The organism is Agromyces sp. Y558 (assembly GCF_059445415.1).
On record NZ_JCAIUH010000001.1, the window covers coordinates 990,821 to 1,015,543 of the forward strand.

24 protein-coding genes are annotated in these 24,723 nt (G+C 69.1%); 13 read left to right on the top strand and 11 right to left on the bottom strand.

Annotation, left to right across the window (positions count from 1 at the left end; translation table 11 throughout):
- The first annotated feature begins 11 nt into the window (after positions 1-11).
- Together AC1C2T_RS04735 and AC1C2T_RS04740 are read left to right on the top strand one after the other, a co-directional pair.
- Positions 12-3,707: a proline dehydrogenase family protein gene (locus tag AC1C2T_RS04735; RefSeq protein ID WP_495385390.1), complete on the top strand. Its 3,696-nt coding sequence runs from the start codon at positions 12-14 to the stop codon at positions 3,705-3,707.
- Positions 3,708-3,862: 155 nt separating this feature from the next.
- Positions 3,863-4,372, top strand: coding sequence for a hypothetical protein (locus AC1C2T_RS04740; RefSeq protein ID WP_495384424.1), 510 nt, complete (start codon positions 3,863-3,865; stop codon positions 4,370-4,372).
- Between the two features lie 16 nt (positions 4,373-4,388).
- On the opposite strand, the gene AC1C2T_RS04745 is transcribed toward AC1C2T_RS04740, so the two are convergent.
- Entirely contained in the window at positions 4,389-4,889 is a 501-nt protein-coding gene (locus tag AC1C2T_RS04745) for an ATP-dependent zinc protease family protein (protein WP_495361379.1), read from the bottom strand.
- A gap of 25 nt (positions 4,890-4,914) precedes the next feature.
- Between AC1C2T_RS04745 and AC1C2T_RS04750 the strand changes: the two genes are divergently transcribed.
- Complete coding sequence (locus AC1C2T_RS04750; protein ID WP_495361378.1) at positions 4,915-6,105, top strand: RimK family alpha-L-glutamate ligase; 1,191 nt, start codon at positions 4,915-4,917, stop codon at positions 6,103-6,105.
- Positions 6,106-6,201: 96 nt separating this feature from the next.
- On the opposite strand, the gene AC1C2T_RS04755 is transcribed toward AC1C2T_RS04750, so the two are convergent.
- From AC1C2T_RS04755 to AC1C2T_RS04765, 3 genes are read right to left on the bottom strand one after another with little or no spacing between them, the layout of a single operon-like run.
- Positions 6,202-6,558, bottom strand: coding sequence for a GntR family transcriptional regulator (locus tag AC1C2T_RS04755; RefSeq protein WP_495384425.1), 357 nt, complete (start codon positions 6,556-6,558; stop codon positions 6,202-6,204).
- Positions 6,558-7,511 (bottom strand): hypothetical protein, encoded by a 954-nt coding sequence (locus tag AC1C2T_RS04760; protein ID WP_495384426.1) that lies wholly within the window; start codon positions 7,509-7,511, stop codon positions 6,558-6,560. Before AC1C2T_RS04760 ends, AC1C2T_RS04755 begins: the two co-directional genes overlap by 1 nt.
- 59 nt (positions 7,512-7,570) lie before the next feature.
- Positions 7,571-8,008, bottom strand: coding sequence for an Lrp/AsnC family transcriptional regulator (locus AC1C2T_RS04765; protein ID WP_495361375.1), 438 nt, complete (start codon positions 8,006-8,008; stop codon positions 7,571-7,573).
- 154 nt (positions 8,009-8,162) lie between these two features.
- Between AC1C2T_RS04765 and AC1C2T_RS04770 the strand changes: the two genes are divergently transcribed.
- The 3 genes from AC1C2T_RS04770 to AC1C2T_RS04780 all read left to right on the top strand — a co-directional run bounded on the left by AC1C2T_RS04770 (position 8,163) and on the right by AC1C2T_RS04780 (position 9,889).
- On the top strand, positions 8,163-8,603 hold the full coding sequence (locus tag AC1C2T_RS04770; protein ID WP_495361374.1) for a helix-turn-helix transcriptional regulator: 441 nt from the start codon (positions 8,163-8,165) through the stop codon (positions 8,601-8,603).
- Positions 8,604-8,613: 10 nt separating this feature from the next.
- Positions 8,614-9,024 carry a VOC family protein gene (locus tag AC1C2T_RS04775; protein ID WP_495361373.1) on the top strand — a complete coding sequence of 137 codons (411 nt, stop codon included), beginning with the start codon at positions 8,614-8,616 and terminating at the stop codon, positions 9,022-9,024.
- Positions 9,025-9,088: 64 nt separating this feature from the next.
- Positions 9,089-9,889, top strand: a complete 801-nt coding sequence (locus AC1C2T_RS04780; protein ID WP_495384427.1) for an LLM class F420-dependent oxidoreductase — start codon at positions 9,089-9,091, stop codon at positions 9,887-9,889.
- 7 nt (positions 9,890-9,896) lie between these two features.
- Here AC1C2T_RS04780 and AC1C2T_RS04785 read toward each other — a convergent pair whose 3' ends face one another.
- The 3 genes from AC1C2T_RS04785 to AC1C2T_RS04795 all read right to left on the bottom strand — a co-directional run bounded on the left by AC1C2T_RS04785 (position 9,897) and on the right by AC1C2T_RS04795 (position 12,263).
- Positions 9,897-10,649: a hypothetical protein gene (locus AC1C2T_RS04785; RefSeq protein ID WP_495384428.1), complete on the bottom strand. Its 753-nt coding sequence runs from the start codon at positions 10,647-10,649 to the stop codon at positions 9,897-9,899.
- Positions 10,646-11,518 carry a hypothetical protein gene (locus AC1C2T_RS04790; protein ID WP_495384429.1) on the bottom strand — a complete coding sequence of 291 codons (873 nt, stop codon included), beginning with the start codon at positions 11,516-11,518 and terminating at the stop codon, positions 10,646-10,648. Before AC1C2T_RS04790 ends, AC1C2T_RS04785 begins: the two co-directional genes overlap by 4 nt.
- 187 nt (positions 11,519-11,705) lie before the next feature.
- Positions 11,706-12,263: a TetR/AcrR family transcriptional regulator gene (locus tag AC1C2T_RS04795; RefSeq protein WP_495361369.1), complete on the bottom strand. Its 558-nt coding sequence runs from the start codon at positions 12,261-12,263 to the stop codon at positions 11,706-11,708.
- Positions 12,264-12,300: 37 nt separating this feature from the next.
- On the opposite strand from AC1C2T_RS04795, the gene AC1C2T_RS04800 reads away from it, so the two are divergent.
- The 3 genes from AC1C2T_RS04800 to rocD all read left to right on the top strand — a co-directional run bounded on the left by AC1C2T_RS04800 (position 12,301) and on the right by rocD (position 16,084).
- On the top strand, positions 12,301-13,581 hold the full coding sequence (locus AC1C2T_RS04800; RefSeq protein ID WP_495384430.1) for an FAD-dependent oxidoreductase: 1,281 nt from the start codon (positions 12,301-12,303) through the stop codon (positions 13,579-13,581).
- A gap of 251 nt (positions 13,582-13,832) precedes the next feature.
- Positions 13,833-14,705, top strand: coding sequence for a dimethylargininase (gene ddaH / locus AC1C2T_RS04805; protein WP_495384431.1), 873 nt, complete (start codon positions 13,833-13,835; stop codon positions 14,703-14,705).
- 104 nt (positions 14,706-14,809) lie between these two features.
- Positions 14,810-16,084: an ornithine--oxo-acid transaminase gene (gene rocD / locus AC1C2T_RS04810; protein WP_495384432.1), complete on the top strand. Its 1,275-nt coding sequence runs from the start codon at positions 14,810-14,812 to the stop codon at positions 16,082-16,084.
- A 25-nt stretch (positions 16,085-16,109) separates the two neighbouring features.
- Here the strand turns inward: rocD and AC1C2T_RS04815 are convergent, their stop codons facing one another.
- The gene (locus AC1C2T_RS04815; RefSeq protein ID WP_495384433.1) at positions 16,110-16,856 is read right to left on the bottom strand and encodes a DUF4097 family beta strand repeat-containing protein; all 747 of its coding nucleotides are present in this window, start codon (positions 16,854-16,856) and stop codon (positions 16,110-16,112) included.
- Positions 16,857-17,064: 208 nt separating this feature from the next.
- Here AC1C2T_RS04815 and AC1C2T_RS04820 point away from each other — a divergent pair, with 208 nt between their 5' ends.
- Entirely contained in the window at positions 17,065-17,673 is a 609-nt protein-coding gene (locus AC1C2T_RS04820) for a Rho termination factor N-terminal domain-containing protein (RefSeq protein ID WP_495384434.1), read from the top strand.
- Between the two features lie 60 nt (positions 17,674-17,733).
- On the opposite strand, the gene AC1C2T_RS04825 is transcribed toward AC1C2T_RS04820, so the two are convergent.
- Positions 17,734-18,396: a TetR/AcrR family transcriptional regulator gene (locus AC1C2T_RS04825; RefSeq protein ID WP_495384435.1), complete on the bottom strand. Its 663-nt coding sequence runs from the start codon at positions 18,394-18,396 to the stop codon at positions 17,734-17,736.
- A 265-nt stretch (positions 18,397-18,661) separates the two neighbouring features.
- On the opposite strand from AC1C2T_RS04825, the gene AC1C2T_RS04830 reads away from it, so the two are divergent.
- Complete coding sequence (locus AC1C2T_RS04830) at positions 18,662-20,185, top strand: peptide MFS transporter (protein WP_495361362.1); 1,524 nt, start codon at positions 18,662-18,664, stop codon at positions 20,183-20,185.
- Between the two features lie 50 nt (positions 20,186-20,235).
- Positions 20,236-21,051 (top strand): polyprenol monophosphomannose synthase, encoded by an 816-nt coding sequence (locus tag AC1C2T_RS04835; RefSeq protein ID WP_495361361.1) that lies wholly within the window; start codon positions 20,236-20,238, stop codon positions 21,049-21,051.
- On the opposite strand, the gene AC1C2T_RS04840 is transcribed toward AC1C2T_RS04835, so the two are convergent.
- Positions 21,003-22,274: an ROK family protein gene (locus AC1C2T_RS04840; protein ID WP_495384436.1), complete on the bottom strand. Its 1,272-nt coding sequence runs from the start codon at positions 22,272-22,274 to the stop codon at positions 21,003-21,005. The genes AC1C2T_RS04835 and AC1C2T_RS04840 overlap by 49 nt on opposite strands.
- Before the next feature lie 168 nt (positions 22,275-22,442).
- Here AC1C2T_RS04840 and AC1C2T_RS04845 point away from each other — a divergent pair, with 168 nt between their 5' ends.
- Positions 22,443-23,672: an MFS transporter gene (locus tag AC1C2T_RS04845; protein WP_495384437.1), complete on the top strand. Its 1,230-nt coding sequence runs from the start codon at positions 22,443-22,445 to the stop codon at positions 23,670-23,672.
- 2 nt (positions 23,673-23,674) lie between these two features.
- On the opposite strand, the gene AC1C2T_RS04850 is transcribed toward AC1C2T_RS04845, so the two are convergent.
- Complete coding sequence (locus tag AC1C2T_RS04850; RefSeq protein WP_495384438.1) at positions 23,675-24,583, bottom strand: helix-turn-helix domain-containing protein; 909 nt, start codon at positions 24,581-24,583, stop codon at positions 23,675-23,677.
- Positions 24,584-24,723 lie beyond the last annotated feature (140 nt).

Sequence of the window (24,723 nt, forward strand, 5' to 3'; positions counted from 1 at the left end):
CCCTCGTGACCATGTCGAACGCCGCAACAGACGCACGGCCGAGCACCGATCACGTTGTCGCAGTCGTGCGCCGCTGGCTCGCCGAGAGCGCCGAGCACCCCGTCGATCCTGCCGCCGAGCGCCTCGCCGGCGTGCTGAAGGATCCCCGCGGCCTCGACTTCACCGTCGGCTTCGTCGACGGCGTCATGCGGCCCGAAGATCTCGGCGTCGCCGGCCGCAACCTCGAGCAGGTCGCGAAGCTCACGCCGAAGTTCCTGCCGTGGTACCTCAAGGCCGCGATCCGCGTCGGCGGCATCGTCGCCCCCGTGCTGCCCTGGATCGTCATCCCGATCGCGCGCCGGGTGCTGCGTGCCATGGTCGGCCACCTCGTGCTCGACGCGACTCCCGACAAGCTCGGCCCGGCCATCGCGACGCTGCGCGAGTCGGGCAACGGCCTGAACCTCAACCTCCTCGGCGAGGCCGTGCTCGGTGAAGAGGAGGCCGATCGGCGCCTCGCCGGCACCTTCGAGTTCCTCGCGCGCGACGACGTCGACTACGTGTCGATCAAGGTCTCGAGTGTCGTCAGCCAGCTCTCGATGTGGTCGTTCGACGAGGCCGTCGCGAAGGTCGTCGCGAAGCTCACCCCGCTCTACGAGCTCGCGGCGAAGGCTTCGACCGGCTCGGTTTCGGCGGGCTCAACCGGCAGTAGGAAGTTCATCAACCTCGACATGGAGGAGTACCGCGACCTCGACCTGACGATCGCGGTCTTCACGACCCTGCTCGACCAGCCGCAGCTGCGCGGCCTCGAGGCCGGCATCGTGCTGCAGACCTACCTGCCCGACGCGCTCGGCGCGATGCAGGAACTGACCGCGTGGGCGAAGCACCGCCGCGCTGCGGGCGGCGCTCCCATCAAGGTGCGCGTCGTGAAGGGCGCGAATCTCGCGATGGAGCACGTCGACGCCGCCGTGCACGGTTGGCCGGTCGCCACTTACAGCACGAAGCAGGACTCCGACACCAACTACAAGCGCGTGCTCGACTGGTCGATGACGCCCGAGCGCACCGACGCCGTGAAGCTCGGCGTCGCCGGCCACAACCTCTTCGACGTCGCCCACGCCTGGCTCACCGCCCGCGAGCGCGGCGTCGACTCGCGCGTCGACTTCGAGATGCTCCTCGGCATGGCGACAGGCCAGGCCGAGGCCGTGCGCCGCGATGTCGGCAACCTGCTGCTCTACACACCCGTCGTGAACCCGAGCGAGTTCGACGTCGCGATCGCCTACCTGATCCGCCGGCTCGAAGAGAATGCGAGCCAGGACAACTTCATGTCGGCCGTCTTCGAACTCGCCGGCGACCAACGGCTCTTCGAACGAGAGCAGGCGCGCTACCTCGCCTCGCTTGCGGCGCTCGAGACCGCGGTCGCCACCGCACCCGCCCCGAACCGCACCCAGAACCGGCGTACCGAGTGGACCGACGAGACCCTCGCCGCAGCGATGACCGTTCCCGATGCCCCGGCTCCGGGCACCGAGCACGAGCACGACCTGTCGCTCACGAGTGTCGTGCTCGGCATCACGCGCGGGTCCGACGGGGTGTTCCCTGAGTTTGTCGAAGGGAGCGACGGGCTCAGCGGGTTCGCTTCGACAGGCTCAGCGAGCGGGTCCGGGTCAGCGACCGGTCTGCCCGCCGGCCCCGGGGCCACGCCGGGCTTCCGCAACGAACCCGACACCGATCCGGCCCTCGCGCCGAACCGCGCGTGGGGCCGCCGCATCCTCGATCGGGTGCCCGTCTCCACGCTCGGAGTGAAGACGATCGCCGCAGGCCGTGTCGATGACGCCGCAACCCTCGAGCGGGTCATCCAGACCGTCGCCGCCCGCGGCCGCGCCTGGGGCGAGCTGCCCGGCGTCGAGCGCGCAGCGGTGCTGCACCGTGCAGGCTACGCGCTCGCCGCGAACCGCGACCGCCTCATCGAGATCATGGCCGCCGAGACGGGCAAGACCATCGCCGAGTCCGACCCCGAGATCAGCGAGGCGATCGACTTCGCGCACTACTACGCCGAGCGCGCCCGCGAGCTCGACCACGTGCAGGGCGCGATCTTCGTGCCGTCGCGCCTGACGGTCATCACGCCACCGTGGAACTTCCCGGTCGCGATCCCCGCGGGCGGCGTGCTCGCCGCGCTCGCCGCGGGCTCCGGCGTCATCATCAAACCTGCGAAGCTCGCGCAGCGCTCTGGTGCGGTCATGGTCGAGGCGCTGTGGGAGGCCGGCATCCCGCGGGAGCTGCTCACCCTCGTCGACATCGGCGAGCGGGAGCTCGGCAAGGCGCTCATCTCCCACCCGGCCGTCGACCGGGTCATCCTCACGGGAGCGTACGAGACGGCGCAGTTGTTCCGGTCGTTCCGGGCCGATCTGCCGCTGCTCGCCGAGACGAGCGGCAAGAACGCGATCATCGTGACGCCGTCGGCCGACCTCGACCTCGCGGCATCCGATGTCGTGAAGAGCGCCTTCGGACATGCGGGCCAGAAGTGCTCGGCCGCCTCGCTCGTGATCCTCGTCGGCTCCGTCGCGAAGTCCGAGCGATTCCGCCGTCAGCTCGTCGACGCGACGAAGTCGCTGCGCGTCGGGTGGCCCGAGCAGGCGACGAGCCAGATGGGCCCCATCGTCGAGCCCGCGAACGGCAAGCTGCTGCACGCGCTCACCCAGCTCGGCATCGGCGAAGAGTGGCTCGTCGAGCCGGAGCAGCTCGACGCCACCGGGCGCCTCTGGTCGCCCGGCATCCGCACGGGCGTTGCCGGCGGCTCCTACTTCCACCTCACCGAGTTCTTCGGCCCCGTGCTCGGCATCATGCACGCGAAGGACCTCGACGAGGCGATCCGCCTGCAGAATGCCGTCGACTACGGCCTGACCGCCGGCCTGCAATCGCTCGACCCGAGCGAGCTCGCAACCTGGTTCGACCGGGTCGAGGCGGGCAACCTCTACGTCAACCGCGGAATCACCGGTGCGATCGTCGAGCGCCAGCCGTTCGGCGGCTGGAAGCGGTCGGCGGTCGGTGCCGGGGCGAAGGCCGGGGGACCGAACTACCTGTTCGGCCTCGGCGAGTGGCTGCCGCAGCACGGCACGTCATCGAGCACGCTGCACCTGCGGGGGCTCGAGAAGCGCGTCGCCGAGCTCATCGAAGCATCGCAGTCGGCGCTCGACTACGACGCGTTCGATCTGCTGCGGCGCTCGGCGCTCTCCGACGAGCTCGCGTGGGCCGAGGAGTACGGCATCGTGAAGGATGTCTCGGGCGTCGGCGTCGAGCGCAACCTCTTCCGCTATCGGCCGCTGCCCGTGACGATCCGCGTCGGCGAGCAGGCGACGCTCGCCGAGGGGCTCCGCGTCATCGCCTCGGGCCTGCTCGCGAACTCGAAGCTCTCGGTGTCGACCGCGGCCGAGCTGCCGAAGGGCGTGCGCACCCTGCTCGCGGCGCGCGAGGTGAAGGTCGTGCGCGAGAGCGACGCGTCCTGGCTCGGGCGGGCGGCGAAGCGCGGCATCACGACCCCCCGCGTGCGACTCGTCGGCGGCGGGGCATCCGCTCTCGCCGAAGCGCTCGGTGGCACTCCGGATGTCGCGGTCTGGGCCCATCCCGTGACCCCCTCGGGCCGCGTCGAACTGCTGCCGTTCCTGCACGAGCAGGCGATCTCGATCACGAACCACCGGTTCGGCAACCCGACGACCCTTTCGCAGGGCGTGATCTGAGCTCGGCCGGCATGACCCCGCAGCAACTCTTTTCAGGAGTTCTTCGGCCGCCGGTGGCTGAAACGCCCGAAATCTCCTGAAAAGGGGTTGTTTCGGCGGGGGTGTTCCTGAGAAAGGATTCCCCGGCACGGCGGTCGCCGGGCACGCTCGCGGTGATGAGCATCCTGCTCGGGTTGGTGACGCATGCCGCGGTGCTGTGGATGCTCCCCGAAGAGACGCCGGGCCGTCTCACGATCGTGGCGGGGCTCGTCGCGGGGCTCGTGTGGTCGCTCGCTGCCGACGCCCACAACGCCCAGTTGCGCCGGGCGGGGCGCGGGTGGGTCGTGGCCGGAGATGACGTTCGGCGGGAGCGTGGCCTTGCAGCCCCGTTCCACGCCGCAATGGCCGACGGTTCGAGTCGCGCGATCTTGTACGGCGCGTTCACCGGACTCGTCGTCGCGTTGTCGGGGGTGCTCGGCGGCATCGTGGCGTTCAGCGAAGAACCCGACCTCGTCGTCGCAACGGTCGTGGCGCTCGTCGTCGGGCTCGCGATCGGTGCGCTCTCGATCTGGGGCTGGATCGTCGCGCGCGGACGCAAGGTCGCGGCTGCACGCGAGTTCGTCGAGTTCGTCGAGCTCGCCGCGCTCCGCGCCGACCCGCCTGTGCTCGTGGCAGACCCGGCCTGACGAGCGCGCTCGGCGCTCAGGCGCGTGGAGCGGATGCGGCGTCGCGGCCGCGATTGCGGCGACGGATGCGTCGTGGCGCGCGTCCGCCGACGAACGAACGTGCCGAGTCGACGACGAAGCCCTGCCGCAGTGCTTCGCGGCCGATGAGCATGCGGAAGCCCATCTCATCGCGATTGGTGAGCGTCACCTCGGTGGTGATGGTTCGATCGAGGAGCACCACGTCCATGAGCACGACGATGCGTTCTTCGGTGTGACCCGACGAGCTTCGCACCGAGCGTCGGTCGTGCACCGGGCACTCCACTACGACGGCGTCTGCATCGGTGTTCTGCCACGGATGCACCCCGAACCGCACGATCGCCGTCTCGCCGCGTCGAACCTCTTCGACGTCGAAGGCGTGCAGCGAAGAGGTGCGCGCACCCGTGTCGAGCTTCGCCTTGATCCACGGCACTTCGGCGCCCGGCAGGCGCACCCATTCGCGCCATCCCGCGATGGTGTTTGAATAGACGGGCCCTCCCACCCGAACATCTTCGCAGGGGTACACGATGAAACTGGCGATCCTCTCGCGCGCCCCGCAGGCGTACTCGACCCAGCGCCTCCGCACGGCCGCGCAGCAGCGTGGGCACGAGGTCAAGGTGCTCGACACACTGCGGTTCGCGATCGACCTCGCGGGGCCCGAACCCGACCTGCAGTACCGCGGGCGGCGCCTCTCCTACTACGACGCCGTGCTGCCGCGCATCGGCAACTCGGTCACGTACTTCGGCACCGCGGTGGTGCGCCAGTTCGAGCAGATGGACGTCTACACGCCGAACACGGCCAACGGCATCACGAACTCGCGTGACAAGCTTCGGGCCAACCAGATCCTCTCCCGGCACAACATCGGCATGCCCGCGACGGCGTTCGTGCGTAACCGCGCCGACGTGCGCCCTGCGATCGAGCGGGTCGGCGGCGCGCCGGTCGTCATCAAGCTGCTCGAGGGCACGCAGGGCATCGGCGTCATCCTCGCCCCCGAAGTGAAGGTCGCCGAAGCGATCATCGAGACCCTGCACTCGACGAAGCAGAACGTGCTGATCCAGCGGTTCATCAAAGAGAGCCGGGGCCGCGACATCCGTGCCCTCGTCGTCGGCGACCGGGTGGTCGCGGCGATGCGACGCAGCGCGAGCGGCGACGAGTTCCGCTCGAACGTGCACCGCGGCGGCACCGTCGAAGCCGTCGAGCTGACGCCGGAGTATGAGCTGGCGGCCGTGCGTTCGGCCCAGATCATGGGCCTGCGGGTGGCGGGCGTCGACATGCTCGAGGGTGATGAGGGGCCGCTCGTGATGGAGGTCAACTCCTCGCCCGGCCTCGAGGGCATCGAGTCGGCCACGAAGCTCGACGTCGCCGGCGCCATCATCGACCACATCGCGAACCAGGTCGGATTTCCCGAGGTCGACGTGCGGCAACGCCTCACCGTCTCGACCGGCTACGGAGTCGCCGAGCTCGTCGTGCGCGGCGGCGCCGATCTCGTCGGCACCACCCTCGGCGATTCCGGACTCTGGGAGCGCGACATCACCGTGCTCACCCTGCACCGTGGCACGAACGTCATCCCGAACCCGCGCAAGGGCGTCGAGCTGCAGGCCGAAGACCGGCTGCTCTGCTTCGGCAAGCTCGAGGAGATGCGCTCGATGATCCCCGAGCGTCGTCGCCGCGGTGCGAAGGTGCGGAAGCTCCCGAAGCGGCCGATTCCCGAAGGGTGAGTCCTCGCGCTCAGCGGAATCTGGCGGGTCTGGCGGAATCGAATGGGCGCAGACGGATGCCTCGGTGTGCGGGCGGTGAGCACGCGCGGGTCGCGCTCAGTGCTGGAGGGCGGCGCGCACGATCGCGAGGGCATGCTCGGCATCGAGGCCGAGTTGCGCGATGCGATCGGCATACGCGGATGCCGCGAGCTGCGCCTGTTGCTCGGTCGGGTCTCCCGTCGCCGAGACGAACGAGCCGTTGCGACCGCGCGTCTCGATCACGCTGTCGCGCTCGAGCTCCCGATATGCGCGGGCGACCGTGTTGGCCGCAAGGCCGAGTTCGGTGGCGAGCGTGCGGACCGGCGGCAGCCGCATGCCGGCGACGAGAGTGCCGTCGCGCACGCCGTCGATGACCGCTCGGCGCAATTGCTCGTATGGCGGAACGGATGACTCGGGGTCGAGTTCGAGCAGCATCAGCGGTTCTCGGGGGTCGGCGTCGGCGATCCGTACGCGCGGGGCTGTGCCTCCGCGAATTGCGTGGGCCAGAGCCGCTTGAGGTAGTAGCGAGCCGGGCTGAGCGCGATCGAGATCGCGCCGACGACCAGCAGCGTGAGCAGCAATACATACGTGATGACGCTGCCGACGACCTGGCCGGTCGCCGCCGCGGACCCGGTCCACTCGGGCCAGGCGGTGATCGAGGCGAGGATGACAACCCCGCCCGCCATCAGGGGTACCGACACGATGTCCCGGAGCGTCTGCGCGCGGAGCGCATCGTCCCAGCGCAGCAACTCTTCGTTCACTGCCGGCTGCGGTCGCGAGACGAGTGCCGCGGAGGCCCACTCGGCCACGGCGAGCGCCGCGATCGCGGCGAGCGCGGTGGCGCCGGCGAGCAGTCGAGATTCGACAGGAGTCGGCAGGATGGAGACGGCGACAGCCATCAGACTGCCGACCGCCACGTGGAGGCGAGCCCCGACGCGCTCGATCGGAGCGACGTAGTCGGCAACCGAGGGGCGGGGGACTCGTGCAACTCTTGGGCCGTAGCGGCGAACTTCGGGCGGCGCGGGCAGGATCGAGATCGCCGTGCCGATTCCGCGCCCGGTGAGGACGAGACCGGCGAGCACGAGCCCGGCGACCGGCGAGAGGCCCGCCCCCCACTGGTCGTGCGTGGTCAGCACACCGCTCACGACGACGAGCGCTCCGACGGCCGTTCCGGCCACAGTGCCGACCGCGCCCCAGCGTGCGCGGAACCGGAGTCGTTCGCCGACGGTGCGCTCGAGCTCGACGTCTCCGTCGAGTGGAAGCCCGACGGTTCGGGCGAATCGTCCGATCGCCGGTGGCCGCGACACCCACATCGGCGAGATCGCCGCCATCACTGCGACGAGCGCGAGAACGCTGAGCATGAACCATTCGGGCGAGTCGAGAGACATGCCGTCAATGTATTACTACAATCTGCATCCGTCAAGGTGCACGGTCGCGACGAGCCGCATCACTCCCGGTTGCGGTTGACCAATCGTGACAGCACGATCGCGCTGCGGGTGTGGTCGACGTTCGGCGCGATGCGCACTCGCTCGAGCGCGTCTTCGAGCGAGGTGATGTCGCGGGCGCGCATGTGCACGATCGCGTCGGCGCTGCCGGTGACGGTGCCCGCATAGACGATCTCGGGCACCCCCTGCAGAATGCGCTGCAGTTCGTCGGGCCCCACGGTGCCGCGGCAGAAGAGCTCGACGTACGCTTCGGTCGACATGCCGTCGACGGCGGGGTCGACCTGGATCGTGAACGAGCGGATGACTCCGTCGGCGACGAGCCGGTCGACTCGTCGCTTCACGGCCGACGCCGAGAGGCCCACTGACGACCCGATGTCGCCGTACCCAGCCCGGGAGTTCTGCCGGAGCAGGTCGAGGATGGCGCGATCGAGGTTGTCCATGCTCGGATTGTACGTCGATCCGTTGCGTTCTCCCAGCATCTGGCGCACTTTTCCTGCGCCTCGCGCGGATTCGCGCTCCAAGCTCGCGCAAGTGCTGCTGACCAAGGATCGCAGCGGCATCCGTCGTGCGGGGCGCCGGTGCTACCGTCGAATCATGACCCCGCAGGAGCTGCAGAATTTCGCTCACCTGCGTCGTGCCCGCGATCTGATCGACCGCGAGTACGCGAAACCGCTCGATGTTCCGACCATGGCCGGCCGGGCGCTCATGTCGCCCGCGCACTTCTCGCGCCGGTTCCGCGCGGCATACGGTGAGACGCCGTACAGCTACCTGATGACCCGCAGGATCGAGCGGGCGATGGCGTTGCTGCGGGCGGGCGTGAGCGTCACCGACGCGTGCATGGCGGTCGGCTGTACCTCCCTCGGCTCGTTCAGTTCGCGGTTCACCGAGATCGTCGGCGAGACCCCGACGACGTACCGGAGCCAGGAGCACGACGCCGTCAAGGCCATGCCCGCCTGTGTCGCGAAGACGTACACGCGCCCGGTGCGGCACGCACCGAGCAGAAACGAAGAAGCGACCACGGCAGACGCAGCGTAATGTCACCGTCATGACCATCGCACTCCAGTACACGAACATCACCGTCAACGATGTCGACGAGTCGCTTCCCTTCTACCGGGACGCGCTCGGTCTCGATGTGCAGAACGACGTGGCCTCCGGCGAGTTCAGGTGGGTCACGCTCGGCAGCGACGCGCAGCCCGGCCTCGGCATCGTGCTCTCGGTGCCTCACGCCGGTCGCTCGGAGGCCGATGGTGACGCGATTCAGGAGCTCCTCGTCAAGGGCCAATTGCCGATGCTGGTGTTCCGCTCGGATGACGTCGATGCGACCTTCGAGACGCTGCGGGCATCCGGCGCCGAGGTGCTCCAGGAACCCATCGACCAAGGGTGGGGTCCGCGCGACTGCGCGTTCCGCGACCCGTCGGGCAACACCGTGCGCATCTTGCAGGCGCCCGCGGCCTGACGGCTCAGGCGAAATCTCGCGACACGCTCGGTGAGAGCGCGATGTTCGGTCGTAGGCTTGCGGGATGCCTCTGAATTCCCCCGTGCGTCTCGCTGTGCAGGTGCAGCCGCAGCACGCCCAGTACACCGCCATCCGCGACACCGTGTTGCGCCTCGAAGACCTCGGCGTCGACATCGTCTTCAACTGGGATCACTTCTTCCCGCTCACGGGTGACCGCGATGGGCTGCACTTCGAGGCGTGGTCGATGCTCGGTGCGTGGGCCGAGCAGACCGAGCGCATCGAGTTCGGCACGCTCGTGAACTGCAACTCCTACCGGAACGCCGACCTGCAGGCGGACATGGCCCGCACCCTCGACCACATCAGCGCCAAGGGCGGCACGGGCCGATTCATCTTCGGCACCGGTTCCGGCTGGTTCGAGCGCGACTTCGACGAATACGGTTACGAGTTCGGGTCTCGTGGTTCTCGGCTGAACGCACTCTCCGCGGCGATGCCGCGCATCGAGGCGCGCTGGGCGAAACTCAACCCGCCGCCGACCCGAGACATCCCGGTCATGATCGGAGGCAAGGGTGAGCAGAAGACGCTCCGCATCGTGGCGCAGCACGCGGACATCTGGCACTCGTTCGTCGCGCCCGACGAATTGCCGCACAAGCTCGACGTGCTCGCCCGTTGGGGCGACGAGGTCGGGCGGGATGTCTCGGAGATCACGGTCTCGAACGAACTCGATCGATCGGGCGTCGACGTCGAGCACGCCGACGCTCTCTTCGCGGCGGGGGTCCGGCTCTTCACGCTCGGCATCACCGGCCCCGACTACGAGCTCGGCCCGGTGCGGCGCTGGTTGGCCTGGCGCGACGCGAAGAACGGCTGAGGCTGCGTTAGCCGGCGAGCACCTGCATCGTCAGGGAGCCATCGGGGTGCCAAGTCACGTCGACGCTCGGAGTCGAGGTGCCGTAGAGGGACCCGCTGAGCCGGAGGCCGTCAAGAGGAAAGCGACCATCGGTTGTGCACGTCCCCGCGCCGCCGTCGCTCCCGAACGGGACGAACAGGCAAAACTCCGAGTCGTCGCGTGCGCCGTAGACCGGTAGACCGTCGGCCCGGGTGGCGAGGAGCCGATACTCGAGAGGTCCATTGCCGTAGCTCATCAGCGCGCTCGTGCTCGGTGAATCGGCGGCGGTCGCGGGTCGCATGAACACGTCTGCTGCGGGAGAGTCCGCGGCGACCGGCAGCGACTCGAGGAACTCGGCCTGCGTGCGCGGACCAAGGAACACCGTCGGGGTAGCGCCGGCTGCGGCCGCGTCGGATGCATCGCGCTCCCCGAGCTGCCACCCGGCCAGGAGGCCGATGACGAGCGCTGCGGTCCCGGCGATGACGGCTGTGCGATACCTGCGTTGTCGCGAGGGCCAACTGCGTGTGTCGATCGCGTCGGCCGCTGTGCCGGTTCCCTCATTGGTGTCGGATGCCGCGTCGGCGGCTTGAACCGGTGACGGGACGGATTCGGTGATTTCCGCCGAGGCCGAACGCAGGGCGTCGAGCTCACGGGCGGCATTCGCCCGTTCCTCGTCACTCGCCCGGGCGCCGTAGATGAGCTCTTGCAGCCGGGCGATCCGCTCCTCCTGGTCGGGGTTCACGTCGTGCCCTCGACGACATCATCGGAGATGTGCAGCACCTTCGGTGGCGCCACGGTGGTGATCTCGACCGCTCCGTCGGGGCGCCAGCGCACGGTCATCGGGATGGATTCGTCAGGGTACACGTACCTGACGACGAGCCCATCGTCGCTCATCGCGCTGTATGTGCTGCATGCGACTCCGGCGTCCTCCCCGGTGGAACCCACTGCGACCAGGCAGATATCGGCGCCTCGCCTCGCCCCGTACACGGCGAGCCCGTCCGAGCGGGTGAGCAGCAGCCGCACGCTCGCAGAATCGAGCTCGAACGCCGTCACCCAGGTGGCCTGCGTTGCGTCCACCTCAGTCGCCGCGCGTTCGAGTATTGCCGGCAGCTGGGTGTCGGGCAGGGGAGTCATCGACTCGGGCAGTGGGCGACCGGTGGGCGACGCCATCGGCAGTGCGGTCGGCGGAGCTTGACTCGACAGCGTCACCGATGCCAGCAGGTCCGACGTCGCGCGACCGCCGAGCTGCCACCCGGCCATGAGCCCGATGGCGAGCGCAGCGACGCCAGCGACGCCCACCCAGCGGAGACCGCGGGCATCAGCGCCCCACCACGGAGCCACCGTCGTCGAAGTCGCATCGTCGACGAGCGTCGGCGTCGGCGGCTCCGGAGCGGGCGCGATCGGTCCCCCAGCCGACTCGGCGTCCATTCCCGCGGGCACCAGGGCGTGGAGCTCGGCGGTCGCCGCCGAACGCTCTTCCTGGGTCGCGTCGGCGCCGTAGACGAGCCGTTGCAGCCGCGCGACGTGCTGGGCGTGGGCGTCGTCGACGAGGGAAGCCCGGTCGGTATCGAGGCGGGAATCGCCTTCGGAGTCGTGGTCGGGTTCCACCATGCCGGCCTCCGTCGCTGCGCCGGCGGGACCGCTGTCGAACAGCACGGGCCGGATCGGTCTCCAGAATGCCGCAGTGACCGACCGTCGGCAAACCGGCCGGAGACGCGTGAGGGGAGACATCCGCCTCCAGACTCTGTGCGGCGTCGACGTCGAGCACGCCGACGCGCTGTTCGGAGCGGTGTCGGCGCTACCGCAGCATCGACAGCAGGTGCGTCGCGACCTGCGTCGGCGTGAGAGCGGTCATGGCTGGCAGGTGCAGCACGTAGCGCGCGAAGATCACCCCGATGATGGCGGTCGCCATGCGGCGTGCGCGCTCCTGCCCGAATTCCGCGACCAGTGCGCCGAATACCGTGTGCTGCAGATATGACATCAGCGTCGGCGAGCGTTCATCGCCGGTTGCGAGGCGGTGCGCGAATTCCACCAGTCGCGCACCGTTCTCCGGGTCCTCCCACACCGTGACGAGTCCGCGCACGAGCAGGGCGAGGTCGATGTGCCCATCCTCATCGGTAGATGCAGCGACCACATGATGCGGGGCTGCGCGAAGTGAGACGGCTGCTGCGATCAGGGCGTCACGCGAACCGAAGTGATAATTGACCAGTGTGTGACTCACGCCCACTTCTTCGGCGAGCTTTCGCGCCGAAACCGAGGCCAGGTCGCCCGATTCGAAGTGCTGGTGGGCAGCATTCAGCAGGCGTTGACGCGCCGTGGCATCACCTCGTGGCCGCCCGGCCTTCTTATTGACCATGCTCGCATCATCACACGGGCGAGGCGATCGTGAGCGCATGAGCACTCACATCGATACGGACTGCGTGATCGTCGGCGGCGGTCCCGCCGGACTCATGATGGCATTGCTCCTGCTACGCCAAGGACTCGAGGTCACGGTGGTCGAGAAGCATGCCGATTTCCTGCGCGACTTCCGCGGCGACACGATCCATCCCTCTACCCAACAGCTGCTCGGTGAGCTCGGCCTTCTCGACGAGTTCCTCACTCGGCCGCACGCAGACATGCCCCGTGTCGGCCTGAGCTGGCACGGCACAGAGCTCACTCTCGCCGACTTCACCCGGCTACCCACCCGACGCAAGGTCATGACGTTCATGCCGCAGTGGGACTTCCTCGATCTCCTGGCCGACACCGCGGCGAAACATCCGGGATTCCGCCTGCTCCGCTCGACTCGGATCGACGGACTCATCAGGGAAGGCGGTCGCATCAGCGGCGTCACGGGCGCAGGGCCGGATGGTGCGGTGAGCGTGAGCGCGCGCCTTGTGGTCGACGCATCCGGCCGGGACTCGGAGGTCCGTGCGGCCGCCGGTCTCACCCCGGTCGGCACTGCTGCAGCGATGGACGTGCTGTGGTTTCGACTGACGAAGCGCGCAGGCGAGACCTACCCGTTCGTCCAAGCCGGCGCCGGAATGATCATCACGATCGACCGCGGCGACTTCTTCCAGATCGCGCACGTGATCCCGGCGGGAACCTGGGCTGGCACCGACGACGACCTTGCACGCATGAGGTCGCGCATCGCGCTCATCTCGCCACGCATGACGGATGCCGTCGCCTCGATCACGAGCGACGACGTGCACCTTCTGCGGGTGAAACTCGAGCGGCTGCGCCGCTGGCACGCCGACGGGATGCTGTGCATCGGCGACTCCGCGCACGCGATGTCGCCGGCCGGGGGTGTCGGCATCAACCTCGCGATCCAGGATGCCGTGGCGGCCGCGCGCATCCTCGGACCGGTGCTGTGCGTGCGCGTGCCGCGAGGGGCCGACCTGCACCGGGTGCAGCGCCGTCGTGTCTGGCCGGTACGGATCACCCAGTTCGTGCAGCGGCGGATGCAAGGCGCGATCCTCTCCTCGCGTGAACCTGGTTCGCCCATGCCCTTGCCGCTGCGGATGCTGCGCGATCATCCACGGCTGACATTTCTGACGGGGCGGTTCATCGGTCTGGGGGCACGGCCTGAATCGGCCGGGATCCAGCCCGGTCCACGATCGAGGCTCCTGGGTCGCGTTGGCGCCGGAGACGAGCCGTTGCAGCGACCGACTGTCGGCAAACCGGACGGAGACGCGTGAGTCGCGGCATCCGACCCCCAGACTCTGCATGGAAGCTGCGCGCCAGCATCGAACGAGCACGAATGTTGCGCACCACGCCACCAACCACGCCGCATTACCCTTCACACTTGGAGTGGCGTCTCGACGGCGGCGCAATCCGAACGCGTCGTCGAGGCTCGCGAGAGTGACCTGGTCCGCCGGCAGTGCACGACCAAGCGGATGCCGCGAGCCCACGGGGCCCGCAGCATCCGCTCACCTCTCGAAGGAGTGAGATGTCGACCGTGATCGAGACCGGCGAGCAACCCGGCGAACGGCGCCGAACCAGGCCGGAGCGCCGCGCCACGGGGCGCACCGTGCTCATGTGCCGCCCCGAGCATTTCACCGTGGTCTACCGCATCAACCCGTGGATGAACCCGGCCCAGCCGACGAACACGAGCCTTGCGCTCGCGCAGTGGCAGGTGCTCTACGACACGTACCTCGAACTCGGGTACGAGGTGGCGCTGATCGATCCGATCGCGGGGCTGCCCGACATGGTCTACGCGGCCAATGGCGGCTTCGTCATCGACGGCATCGCGTACGGCGCGAAGTTCGCACACGCCGAACGGCAGCCCGAGGGGCCGGCGTACATGGGGTGGTTCCGTGAGGCGGGCCTCGAGGTGCGGGTGCCCGAGGAGGTCAACGAGGGCGAGGGCGACTTCCTGCTCGTCGGCGATGCGATCCTCGCGGGCACGGGATTCCGCAGCGATTCGCGTTCGCACGACGAACTCGCCGCGATCTTCGGCCGCGAGGTCGTCACCCTCCGACTCGTGGACCCGAACTTCTACCACCTCGACACGGCGATCGCGGTGCTCGATCCAGCGCCCGGCCAGGAGCACATCGCGTACCTGCCGAGCGCGTTCGACGAGGCATCCGTCGCCCTGCTGCGAGCGCGCTTCCCCGACGCCATCATCGTGAACGAGACGGATGCCGCGGTGCTCGGCCTCAACTCGTTCAGCGACGGGTACAACGTGGTCATCGCTTCGCGCGCGACGGACTTCGAGCGGCAATTGCGTGAACACGGATACCACCCGATCGGCGTCGACCTCTCCGAGCTGCTGCTCGGCGGCGGCGGCGTCAAGTGCGCCACCCTGGAGCTGCGCCGATGAATCCCACCGGGAACGACTTCGTAGGACAATCGCCTCTTCGTAGGACGGATGGCCCTGAGAACGTCCTACAAAGCCCCAAGAGTCCTACGAACGTGGAGGGCGGTGTGAGTGAGCGACGCGAGATCGCGCCCACTGCCCAGCCCGCCGCCCAGTCGACCGCCGAGGCGATCGGGCTCGAAGAGGAGCACGCCGCCCACAACTACCACCCGCTGCCGGTGGTCGTCGCATCGGGTGACGGCGCCTCGGTGACGGATGTCGAGGGGCGTCGCTATCTCGATTGCCTCGCCGCTTACTCGGCCGTGAACTTCGGGCACGGCAACCCGCGGCTCGTCGAGGCCGTGCGTGAACAGCTCGGGCGCATCACGCTCACGAGCCGCGCTTTCCACAACGACCGGCTCGGGCCGTTCGTCACCGAGCTCGCCGCGCTCTGCGGCAAAGACATGGTGCTGCCCATGAATACGGGCGCCGAGGCAGTCGAGTCGGGCATCAAGGTCGCGCGCGCGTGGGGCTACCGGGTGAAGGGCGTGGCAGCGGATGCCGCGAACATCATCGTGATGGCCGGCAACTTCCACGGCCGCACGACGACGATCATCTCGTTCAGCGACGACCCCGACGCTCGGGCGGATTTCGGCCCGTACACGCCGGGCTTCCGAATGGTGCCCTACGGCGACGCCGACGCGATCGCAGCGGCCATCGACGAGAACACCGTCGCGGTGCTCGTCGAGCCCATCCAGGGCGAGGCCGGCATCATCGTGCCGCCCGCGGGTTTCCTGCCGACGGTACGCGCGATCTGCTCCGAGCACAACGTGCTCATGATCGCCGATGAGATCCAGTCGGGGCTCGGCCGAGTCGGGGCAACCTTCGCCTGTGACCTCGTCGGCGTCGTGCCCGACCTGTACCTGCTCGGCAAGGCGCTCGGCGGTGGCATCGTGCCCGTGTCGGCCGTTGTCGGCGACCGGAATGTGCTCGGGGTGCTCCGGCCTGGCGAGCACGGGTCGACGTTCGGCGGCAATCCGCTCGCGGCAGCCGTAGGGCTCGAAGTCGTGCGCATGCTCGCGACCGGGGAGCCGCAGGAGCGTGCCCGGATGCTCGGCGCCCACCTGCAGAAGCGGCTGCTCGCACTCATGGGGCGCGGCGTCGTGGCGGTGCGCGGCGCCGGATTGTGGGCGGGCATCGACATCGACCCGGCGCTCGCCACCGGTCGCGAGGTGTGCGAGGAGCTCATGCGCCGCGGCGTGCTCGCGAAAGACACCCACGGCTCGACGATTCGGCTCGCCCCGCCGATCGTCGTGGACGAGGTCGACCTCGACTGGGCCGTCGACCAATTCGCGGTCGTGCTCGACGAGCTCACCGCACGGGCGGGCCTCGTGCGTCCCTAGCCAGCCGGCTCCAGCAGGGTCGTCGTCAGCGGCCGGTGATCGTGATCGACCCGTTCGAGGTGGTGAGGTCGAGCAGGAACTCGCCGTCGGAGTCGTCGTCGATGCCGACGTCGATCGACCCGTTCGACGAATCGGTCGTCACTCGGAACGTGGCCGCACCCGTCGGCACAGTGACGTCGATGGCTCCATTCGAGCTGCGGGCCTCGATATCCTGCGGCACCTCGAGCCGCAGGTCGATCGCACCGTTCGAGGTCGCCGCGCGCACTCCGGCGCCGGCCAGGGCACGCCCCTCGATGCGCCCGTTGCTCGTCTCGGCGTCGATGGCGCCCGTGACATCGTCGAGCTCGATCCTGCCGTTGCTCGTCTTGACATCGACCTCGTTCACTCCGCTGAGCTCGATCGCGCCGTTCGAGGTGGAGCCGCGCACATCGACACCTGCGGGGAGTTCGATCGTGTAGTCGACAGCGCAGTTCCGGCCGCAGCCATCGAGCACGAGCACGCCATCGCGCACCTCGTAGGTCAGCCCGATCGTCTGCTCGCCTCGATACGACACCGTGCGCGAGAGCGCCACATCGGTGGCACCTTCGATGCCCTCCACTGTGACGCTGCCCTCCGGGTCATCGATCTCGATCGCGTGCACCTGCTCGGCCAAGGTGGCGTCATCGCTGAATCGCTCCGGTGGGGCGAGGAACGCGCATCCGCTCAGCAGCAGGGCCGAGGCCATGATGGCGCCGATCGCGAGCGTGCGTGTCATCCGTGCCGTTGCGGTCATCGATCTCCCCTTTGCGGGCGCGGCCGATGCCCGCCTCTGCGTTCGACTCTAACGATGGCTGCGTGCCGCCGGCACGGGGGCTTTCCCCCGACTCTGGAGCGGGCACCGGGGAATCGCCCCAACGCGCGCTCGGAGCGCTGAGAGCTGCCCGAGGTAGGATGCCCCCAACCGCTGATCACCGAGTGGGCGTCTGAATCGGGGGATGACGATGGCAAAGAACAAAGTGGAGAAGGCCGCCGCGAAAGCGCTCGACAACGCACGCGATGCGGTATCCGACGCGAAACGGCTGGCGAAGAAGGCCGACAAGGCCGCGAGGAAGCGGGCCGCTGAGGTGGATGCGAGGCTCGACGCCGTCGCCGCCGACCTCCGCAAGTCCGGGAAGAAGCGAGCGGCCGGCGTGGACGCGAAGCTCGAAGCCGTCGCCGCCGACCTCCGCAAGTCCGGGAAGAAGCGAGCGGACGAGGTGACGCGGCTGGCGAAGAAGGTCGACAAGGCCGCGAGAAAGCGGGCCGCTGAGGTGGATGCGAGGCTCGAGGCGGTCGCCTCCGACCTCCGCACGTCTGTGAAGGCAGGCGCGGCGAAACCTGTCGCGAACAACTCGACGAAGTCCGCGAAGACCGCTGCGAAGCCGGCGCGGCCGTCAGCGAAGCCCGCGAGACCCGCTGCGAAGGCAGCCGTCCGTGCGCCTCGAGCGGCGGCTGCTGCCGACCTCGACTCGCAGACCGTCGCGCAACTGCGGCAGCTCGCGAAGCAGCGCGGGATCCGTGGCTACTCGCGATCCACGAAGGCGCAACTGGTTGCATCCCTCCGCAGCTGACGCGTGACGGGTGAGGCGTGAGGCGTCAAGGCCGGCGCTGGCGTCGGCAGTGTCCGGGCGTCACGATTCCACCGGGGGTTCGAGCAGGTAACCCCGTACGAACTCGTCGAAGATCGCGGTCATATCGACGGATTCGTCGAGCAGCCACTGCTGCTGCAGTCCGTCCATGACGGCGGAGATCAGCCGTGCGGCGTGCGCCGTGTCGATGTCGGCGCGGATGAGTCCGTCGCGTTGTGCATCGTCGAGTACGTCTCTTGTCGACGCGGCGCTCTCCGCATATCGATGCGAGAACTCCGCGTGGGCTGGGTGCCCGCTGTCGGTCGCCTCGGCCGAGATGACGGTGTAGAGCGAGGTCAGGCCGCGCGTGGTCTGGTTGTAGGCGACGACCTTGCGCACCTGTTCGAGCAGGGTGAATTCCGACACGTCGCCGGCGGCGCCCTGCACGCGGGCGTCGCGCTGGCGCAGCACCTCGGTGAAGAGCTCCTCTTTGCCGGCGAAGTGGTGCATGAGGCCGGCAGGGGTGAGGTTCACGCGCTTGGCGATCTCGCGCAGCGAACCGCTGTGGAAGCCGCTGCGGCCGAACACGACGAGCGCCGCATCCACGATCTCCTGGCGTTTGGCCTGCCCCTTCGCGTAGCTGCCCCGCGCCCCGCGCACGGGATGGGAGGCGGATGGTTCGCCCCCTGGCGGGGTGCCCCCGGCATCCGTCTCTGCATGTTCCATAGCGGGAATCTATCGCACTCGAGGCTGAAAACTTATCTGATGTAAGGTTTCTGGGAGGCCGCGCCGGGGTCGTCAGTTGAGGAGGCGCGCCAGCGCCGCCTCGAGGCAAACACGTACGTTGAACCAGGTTTCGAGACGCTCGCTGCGCTCGCTCCTCAACCCGCGGAAGGTGACGCTCGTTGTGCTCGCTCCTCAACCAGCGGAAGGTGACGCTCGCTGCGCTCGCTCCTCAACCAGCGGAAGGTGGGGGAGTAGGGTAACCCCCATGGGCAGAGTCACCGAACCTGCCCCGGGGGAGTACGGACCGCCCGAGCCGAGGGGAACCGGTGAAGGCGATCCGTCGCGCGACGCTCGGGGCGACCACGGCTTCTTCGGGCAGCCACGATCGCTCGCGAACATCTTCGGCGTCGAGATGTGGGAGCGGTTCAGCTTCTACGGTATGCAGGGCATCCTGCTCATCTACCTCTACTACTCGGCGGTCGACGGCGGACTCGGCATGGAGGAGACCGCTGCCGCCGGCATCGTCGGGGCCTACGGCGGCGGAGTGTACCTCTCCACGATCCTCGGTGCCTGGCTCGCCGACCGCGTGCTCGGCAGCGAGAAGGTGCTGTTCTTCAGCGCCATGGTCATCATGGTGGGCCACATCGCGCTCGCGCTCCTGCCCGGATTCTTCGGTGTCGGGGTCGGCCTGATCCTCGTGGCATTCGGCTCGGGCGGCCTCAAGGCGAACGCCACGAGCGTCGTCGGCACGCTCTACTCCGAGCACGATCCGCGGAGAGACGCCGGATTCTCGATCTTCTACCTCGGCATCAACCTCGGCGCCTTCCTCGGCCCGATTCTCACGGGGCTGCTCGCGTCGACGGTCGGCTTCCACTGGGGCTTCGCTCTCGCTGCGGTCGGCATGGCGATCGGCCTGATCCAGTACTCGTTCGGGCGCAAGAACCTCCCGCCAGAGGCATCCGTGGTGCCGAACCCGCTGCACCGCGACCGCATCGGCCTTGTCATCGGTGTCGCCGTGGCATCCGTCATCGTGGTCGTCGTGCTCGTGCTCACCGGTCTCGTGAACCCGACCAACCTCGTCACGTGGGTCATCGGCGCGACCATCGTCGCCGCTATCTCGTACTTCGCGGTGATTCTCTCGAGCCGGCGCATCTCGGGCATCGAACGCAGCCGGGTGTACGGGTTCATCCCGTTGTTCGTTGCGAGCGTCGCATTCTGGTCGCTCTACCAGCAGCAGTTCACGGTGCTCACGATCTACTCCGACAAGCAGTTGAACCGCGACCTCTTCGGCTGGGAGATGCCGGTGTCGTGGGTGCAGTCGATCAACCCGATCTTCATCATCATCCTGTCGGGAGTGTTCGCCGCGATCTGGACGAAGCTCGGCGACCGTCAGCCGTCGACGCCGATCAAGTTCGCACTGGGCACGGCGATCATGGGCGTCGCCTTCCTGCTGTTCATCCCGTTCGCAGGCGGGGCAGCGAACTCGACCCCGCTGCTGGCGATCGTCGGCATCCTCTTCATCTTCACTGTGGCCGAACTCCTGCTCTCACCGGTCGGCCTGTCGGTGACGACGAAGCTCGCCCCGAAGGTGTTCCACACGCAGATGGTGGCCCTGTTCTTCCTCTCCGTCGCACTCGGCTCGGCGATCTCGGGCCAGCTCGCCACGTTCTACACGGCAGAGACCGAGGTGGCCTACTTCGGTGTGCTCGGCGGCATCGCGATCGTGCTCGGCGCAGCACTCGCGATCGGCAGCCGCGGTGTGCTGAAACTCATGGCCGGCGTGCGCTGAGGCGCATACCACTTCCGCGTGCCGCCGCCCGGGCAGCTACGATTCGATGGATGACCCGAGCCCTGGTGGTGATTCCCACCTACAACGAGCGCGAGAACCTCGCCTCGGTCGTCGCACGTGTGCGTGCGGCGGTGCCTGGGGCGACCGTGCTCGTCGTCGATGACTCCTCGCCCGATGGCACGGGCGTGCTGGCCGACGAGCTGGCGGCGCGGGATGCCTCGGTGCAGGTGCTGCACCGCACCGTGAAGAACGGCCTGGGCTCCGCCTACCTCGATGCGTTCGCGTGGGCGCTCGCCGAGGGCTTCGACCCGATCGTGCAGATGGATGCCGACGGCTCGCACCAGCCCGAGCAGCTTCCGCGACTGCTCGAGCGGTTGAGCACTGCGGATGCCGCGGGGCACCCGGTCGACCTCGTCATCGGTTCTCGGTGGATCCCCGACGGGTCCATCGAGAACTGGCCCCGCCACCGCGAGCTGCTCTCACGCGCCGGCAGCGCGTACGCCCGCACCGTGCTCGGCCTCGACACGCGTGATGCGACCGCTGGGTACCGGGCGTTCCGTGCCGACGCGCTCCGGCGCATCCGGCTCGACGACGTGCACACGCGCGGCTACGGGTTCCAGGTCGACATGCTCTGGCATGCACGGGAGGCAGGCCTCTCGGTCGTGGAGGTGCCGGTGACCTTCGTCGAACGGGTGCGCGGCCGGTCGAAGATGAGCGTCGGCATCGTGTTCGAGGCGATGGTGCGCATCACAGGATGGGGTATTCGCAGCGGGTTCGGGCGAGCGGCGCGGGCCCGGCGTGCCAAGCGCGCATCGGCTCAGCCGACGAACAGCGACGGGTCGGCGACGAGGCGTTCCCGCGCCTGACGGCGGGCCCCCACGAGCACACCGTCGTCGCCGTGTCGCGCTAGTGCGAGTGTGGGGATCGCCCCGAGCGCCCCGCTGCCGATGGTCGGCCGGTTGTCGCGGAACGCCGACTCGATATCGCCCGCGAGGCGTGCCCAATAGCCGCCGACGACCACGGTGGCCGGATCGACCGTCGGCACCACGACCTGCAGCGCGCGCCCGATCCAGAGGGCCGCGTCGAGCCATGCCCAGCGGGCGCGATCCTCGCCGTCTTCGACCAGCTGCACGAGTTCATCGAGGGCTGTGAGGCGCCCGTGCTGAGCGGCGAAGGTGTCGAGTCGTGCTCGCTCGAGCACGACCTCGGCCGAGGCGACGGTGGCGAGGCATCCGCGTTGTCCGCAATCGCAGCGCACGCCGCCCTGCACGATCGGCAGGTGCCCGAACGTCGCGGCCAGCCCGTGCGCACCCCTGAGTGGCCGGCCCTCGCTGATGACAGCGGCCGACACCCCGTCGTCGCCCGAGATGAAGAGCAGGTCGTCGATGCCCGGCAGGTCGATGCGCTCGGCCGCCGCCGCGACGACGGCCGTCGGCACGAGCGCGACGGGCAATGGGAGCGTGGCTTCGACGTCGCGGAGTCCGGGGGTGCGTTCGCGGAGTTCGCCGAGCAGGTCGAGGGGTTCGGTGCCGAGTCGTGAGTCGGCGATGACCACCTCGGGGCTGCCGACGACGATGCCGTCGACGAGCACGGTGACGTCGGCGACCGGATGCTCAGCGCGAACGGCGCGCGCCAGGGCGCGCCCCAGCACGGCCGCGAGCGACTCGAGCGGGGTCGGCCAGCGCTCGGAACCTGGCGTCTCGACGTCGAACTCGGTGCCCCACGGCGGCGTGAGGGGGGCGGCGAAGCGGGCGACTTCAGCGCCGCCGAGCGTCGCGAGCGTGGCGATCGCGTCGTCGTGCCCGAGGTGTGCGGTGACGAGCACATGGTGGGCGGCCGCGAGTGAGAGCGGCGCGGCGCGGCCATCGCCCGCGGCATCCGCCAACCCGGTGCGCAGCACTCCGGCGTCGAGGAGTCGCGACGTGAGGCCCGCAATCGTGCCCCTGCCGAGCCCGGTGACCGCGGCCAGTTCGCTGCGCGTCGCTGGGCCGTGCGTCATGAGGTGGTCGAGCACGAGCGCCGAGTGCTCGCGCTGCAGATCGATCGGTGCGGTGGTGGTGGGAACGGATGTCTCGCCGACCTGCGTCATGGCCCAAGCATGCTGCCCGCAGCCCTTCCGGTCACGTACCCCATTCGGGGGTCAAGACTGCACGGCGGTGCGCTGACCCTTCCGGGGGTTCGGTCGCATGGCGGCGACGAACGGTCAGGTGAGCCGTGCGGCCGCGCGCAAAGCTGGGACTCCACCTGAAGGAGACCAATGTCGACGACGAATACGCTGTCCACTCCGGCGATCACGGCCGATGCTGCGCCGGGGCGATCGGCATCGGTGCGGCCGGGTGCGTGGCTCGCCGTCGTCTCGCTCGGCCTCGGCATCTTCACCCTCGTGGCGAGCGAGTTCCTACCTGCGAGCCTGCTGTCTCCGATCGCGGCCGAACTCGGAATCACCGAGGGTGCCGCGGGTCAGCTCGTCACGGCGACGAGCGTGATCGGCATCATCGGCGGACCCCTCATCGTCTCGGGCCTTCCGCGGCTCGATCGCCGGTGGGTGATGACGGGGCTCACGACGCTCGCGATCGTGTCGAACGTGCTCGTCGCCATCTCGCCGGTCTTCGGGCTCATGCTTGCTTCGCGGCTCCTGCTCGGCATCGCGATCTCGGGCTTCTGGGCGATGTCCCTGGCGGTCACGGCTCAGCTCGTGCCGGCCGACCGGCTCGGACGCGCCATGACGATCGTGAACGCGGGGGTCTCGCTCGCGACGATCGCGGCCGTGCCGGCCGGCGCCTTCCTCGGCGAGATGCTCGGCTGGCGTGCGGTGTTCCTGATCGCTGCGGCGGCGGGCGTGCTGACGCTCGCCGCGCAACTCGCGACGCTGCCTTCGATCCCGCCGAGCGGAGCGCCGGGGTTCGGCACCCTGCTGCAGACGGCTCGTACGCCGGTCGTCGCTCTCGGCATCCTCGCGATCACGCTGATCGCCGGTGGGCACTTCATGGGCTTCACCTACCTGCGCCCCGCCTTCGAGATGATCGACGGTTTGAACGGCGCGCTGCTCGCGCTCCTCCTCCTCGTCTACGGCGTCGCCAACTTCACCGGCAACATGCTCGCGGGTCTGCTGGCCGATCGTCGCCTCTCGGTGCTGGTGATCGCGGCTCCCGTCGCGATCGGCGTGGCCACCGTGACCTTCGCGGTGGCAGGTGCCAACGTCGCACTCGCCGCGGTGACGGTGTTCGTCTGGGGCGTCGGCTTCGGTGCAGTGCCAACGATGGTGCAGACCTGGATCGCCCGCGTCGCCCCCGACCGGCTGGAAAGCGCCGGTGGGCTCGTGGTCGCCGCGTTCCAGGTCGCGATCACGATCGGCGCGGCGGTCGGAGGGCTGCTCATCGATTCGGTCGGCGTGCAGGCCGCACTCATCGCCGGCGGTATCGCAGCGGTGCTCGGTGGCGGGGTGCTGAGTTCCGCGTCGACTGTCGCCCGCGGCGAGCGCGCGTAGGATCAGGCGACGGGGCGCATCGGCTGGCGGGCACCCGCAGAGGCGCGGCGCCAGAGACTCGGTGAAACACCGGCATGGCGGCGGAACGCGCGGCTGAAGCCCGCGTCGCTCTCATAGCCGAGCTGATACGCGATGTCGCCGACCTGGGCGCCGGCTCGGAGCATCCGCTCGGCTCGTTCCATGCGCACCCGCGCGACGTATCTGGCCGGGGTGTCGCCGACCGCATCCCTGAACTGCTCGGCGAACTGCGAGCGCGACGCCCGCGCGAGGCGCGCAAGCGATTCGACGGTCCACGGCGAACCGGGATCGTCATGGATCGCCTCGAGCGCCCGGCCGAGGTGCGGGTCGCTGACCGAGGTGAGCCATTCGCGTGCTGGGCCGCATCCGCGTTCGAGCCAGATGCGCACGGCGGCGGATGCCACGACGTCGGCGAGCCGCTCGATCACGGAGCCGCTGCCCGGGCGAGCGCTCGCCGACTCGCGGTGCATCGCCTCGAGCAGCGAAGCGAAGACCGGTTCGTGCATGCGGAATCCGCACGTGAACAGCACCGGCGCCATGACGCTGGATGAGATCGCATCGGTGCCGTCGAGTGCGAGCGAGCCGCTCAGGAGCAGTGTGTCGCGCGCGACGTGCAGGTCGAGCCGGCCGCCCCGCGGCAGCATGACGAAGTCGCCCGCCTGCATCGACAGAGGCTCGTCGGTGCCGCGACGCAGTTCGAGAGCACCGCTCGCGAGGTAGTGGAAACGGATGCCTCGCCCCTCGTCGCGCACCACCGCGCCGGCCGAGAGCTCGCGGTGTCCGAACTCGAGCACTCGCCAGTGCAGGCGCTCGAGCACGGCGTCGATGCTCGGCTCGGAGTCGACGGCCACGGCGCGGAGCGGTCGAGCCTCGATCACGTTGATCGCGTTCATGTGTGAAGCAAGCGCGCCGGGCGGCGATCCATTCCCGGGCGTCAGGCCGCCTGCGTGTCGTGCACGCCGAACGCACGGGCGTTCACGCGTGCCCAGTCGGCGAACGAACCGGGTGCGCGCCCGAGGAGGGCCTCGATGAG

What these genes read in the sequence shown, in the direction of transcription:
- AC1C2T_RS04735 (WP_495385390.1), top strand. Translation starts at nt 12, where the DNA reads ATGTCGAACGCCGCAACAGACGCACGGCCGAGCACCGATCACGTTGTC.
- AC1C2T_RS04740 (WP_495384424.1), top strand. Translation starts at nt 3,863, where the DNA reads ATGAGCATCCTGCTCGGGTTGGTGACGCATGCCGCGGTGCTGTGGATG.
- AC1C2T_RS04750 (WP_495361378.1), top strand. Translation starts at nt 4,915, where the DNA reads ATGAAACTGGCGATCCTCTCGCGCGCCCCGCAGGCGTACTCGACCCAG.
- AC1C2T_RS04755 (WP_495384425.1), bottom strand. Translation starts at nt 6,558, where the DNA reads ATGCTGCTCGAACTCGACCCCGAGTCATCCGTTCCGCCATACGAGCAA.
- AC1C2T_RS04760 (WP_495384426.1), bottom strand. Translation starts at nt 7,511, where the DNA reads ATGTCTCTCGACTCGCCCGAATGGTTCATGCTCAGCGTTCTCGCGCTC.
- AC1C2T_RS04765 (WP_495361375.1), bottom strand. Translation starts at nt 8,008, where the DNA reads ATGGACAACCTCGATCGCGCCATCCTCGACCTGCTCCGGCAGAACTCC.
- AC1C2T_RS04770 (WP_495361374.1), top strand. Translation starts at nt 8,163, where the DNA reads ATGACCCCGCAGGAGCTGCAGAATTTCGCTCACCTGCGTCGTGCCCGC.
- AC1C2T_RS04775 (WP_495361373.1), top strand. Translation starts at nt 8,614, where the DNA reads ATGACCATCGCACTCCAGTACACGAACATCACCGTCAACGATGTCGAC.
- AC1C2T_RS04780 (WP_495384427.1), top strand. Translation starts at nt 9,089, where the DNA reads ATGCCTCTGAATTCCCCCGTGCGTCTCGCTGTGCAGGTGCAGCCGCAG.
- AC1C2T_RS04790 (WP_495384429.1), bottom strand. Translation starts at nt 11,518, where the DNA reads ATGGTGGAACCCGACCACGACTCCGAAGGCGATTCCCGCCTCGATACC.
- AC1C2T_RS04795 (WP_495361369.1), bottom strand. Translation starts at nt 12,263, where the DNA reads ATGGTCAATAAGAAGGCCGGGCGGCCACGAGGTGATGCCACGGCGCGT.
- AC1C2T_RS04800 (WP_495384430.1), top strand. Translation starts at nt 12,301, where the DNA reads ATGAGCACTCACATCGATACGGACTGCGTGATCGTCGGCGGCGGTCCC.
- ddaH (WP_495384431.1), top strand. Translation starts at nt 13,833, where the DNA reads ATGTCGACCGTGATCGAGACCGGCGAGCAACCCGGCGAACGGCGCCGA.
- AC1C2T_RS04815 (WP_495384433.1), bottom strand. Translation starts at nt 16,856, where the DNA reads ATGACCGCAACGGCACGGATGACACGCACGCTCGCGATCGGCGCCATC.
- AC1C2T_RS04820 (WP_495384434.1), top strand. Translation starts at nt 17,065, where the DNA reads ATGGCAAAGAACAAAGTGGAGAAGGCCGCCGCGAAAGCGCTCGACAAC.
- AC1C2T_RS04825 (WP_495384435.1), bottom strand. Translation starts at nt 18,396, where the DNA reads ATGGAACATGCAGAGACGGATGCCGGGGGCACCCCGCCAGGGGGCGAA.
- AC1C2T_RS04830 (WP_495361362.1), top strand. Translation starts at nt 18,662, where the DNA reads ATGGGCAGAGTCACCGAACCTGCCCCGGGGGAGTACGGACCGCCCGAG.
- AC1C2T_RS04835 (WP_495361361.1), top strand. Translation starts at nt 20,236, where the DNA reads ATGACCCGAGCCCTGGTGGTGATTCCCACCTACAACGAGCGCGAGAAC.
- AC1C2T_RS04840 (WP_495384436.1), bottom strand. Translation starts at nt 22,274, where the DNA reads ATGACGCAGGTCGGCGAGACATCCGTTCCCACCACCACCGCACCGATC.
- AC1C2T_RS04845 (WP_495384437.1), top strand. Translation starts at nt 22,443, where the DNA reads ATGTCGACGACGAATACGCTGTCCACTCCGGCGATCACGGCCGATGCT.
- AC1C2T_RS04850 (WP_495384438.1), bottom strand. Translation starts at nt 24,583, where the DNA reads ATGAACGCGATCAACGTGATCGAGGCTCGACCGCTCCGCGCCGTGGCC.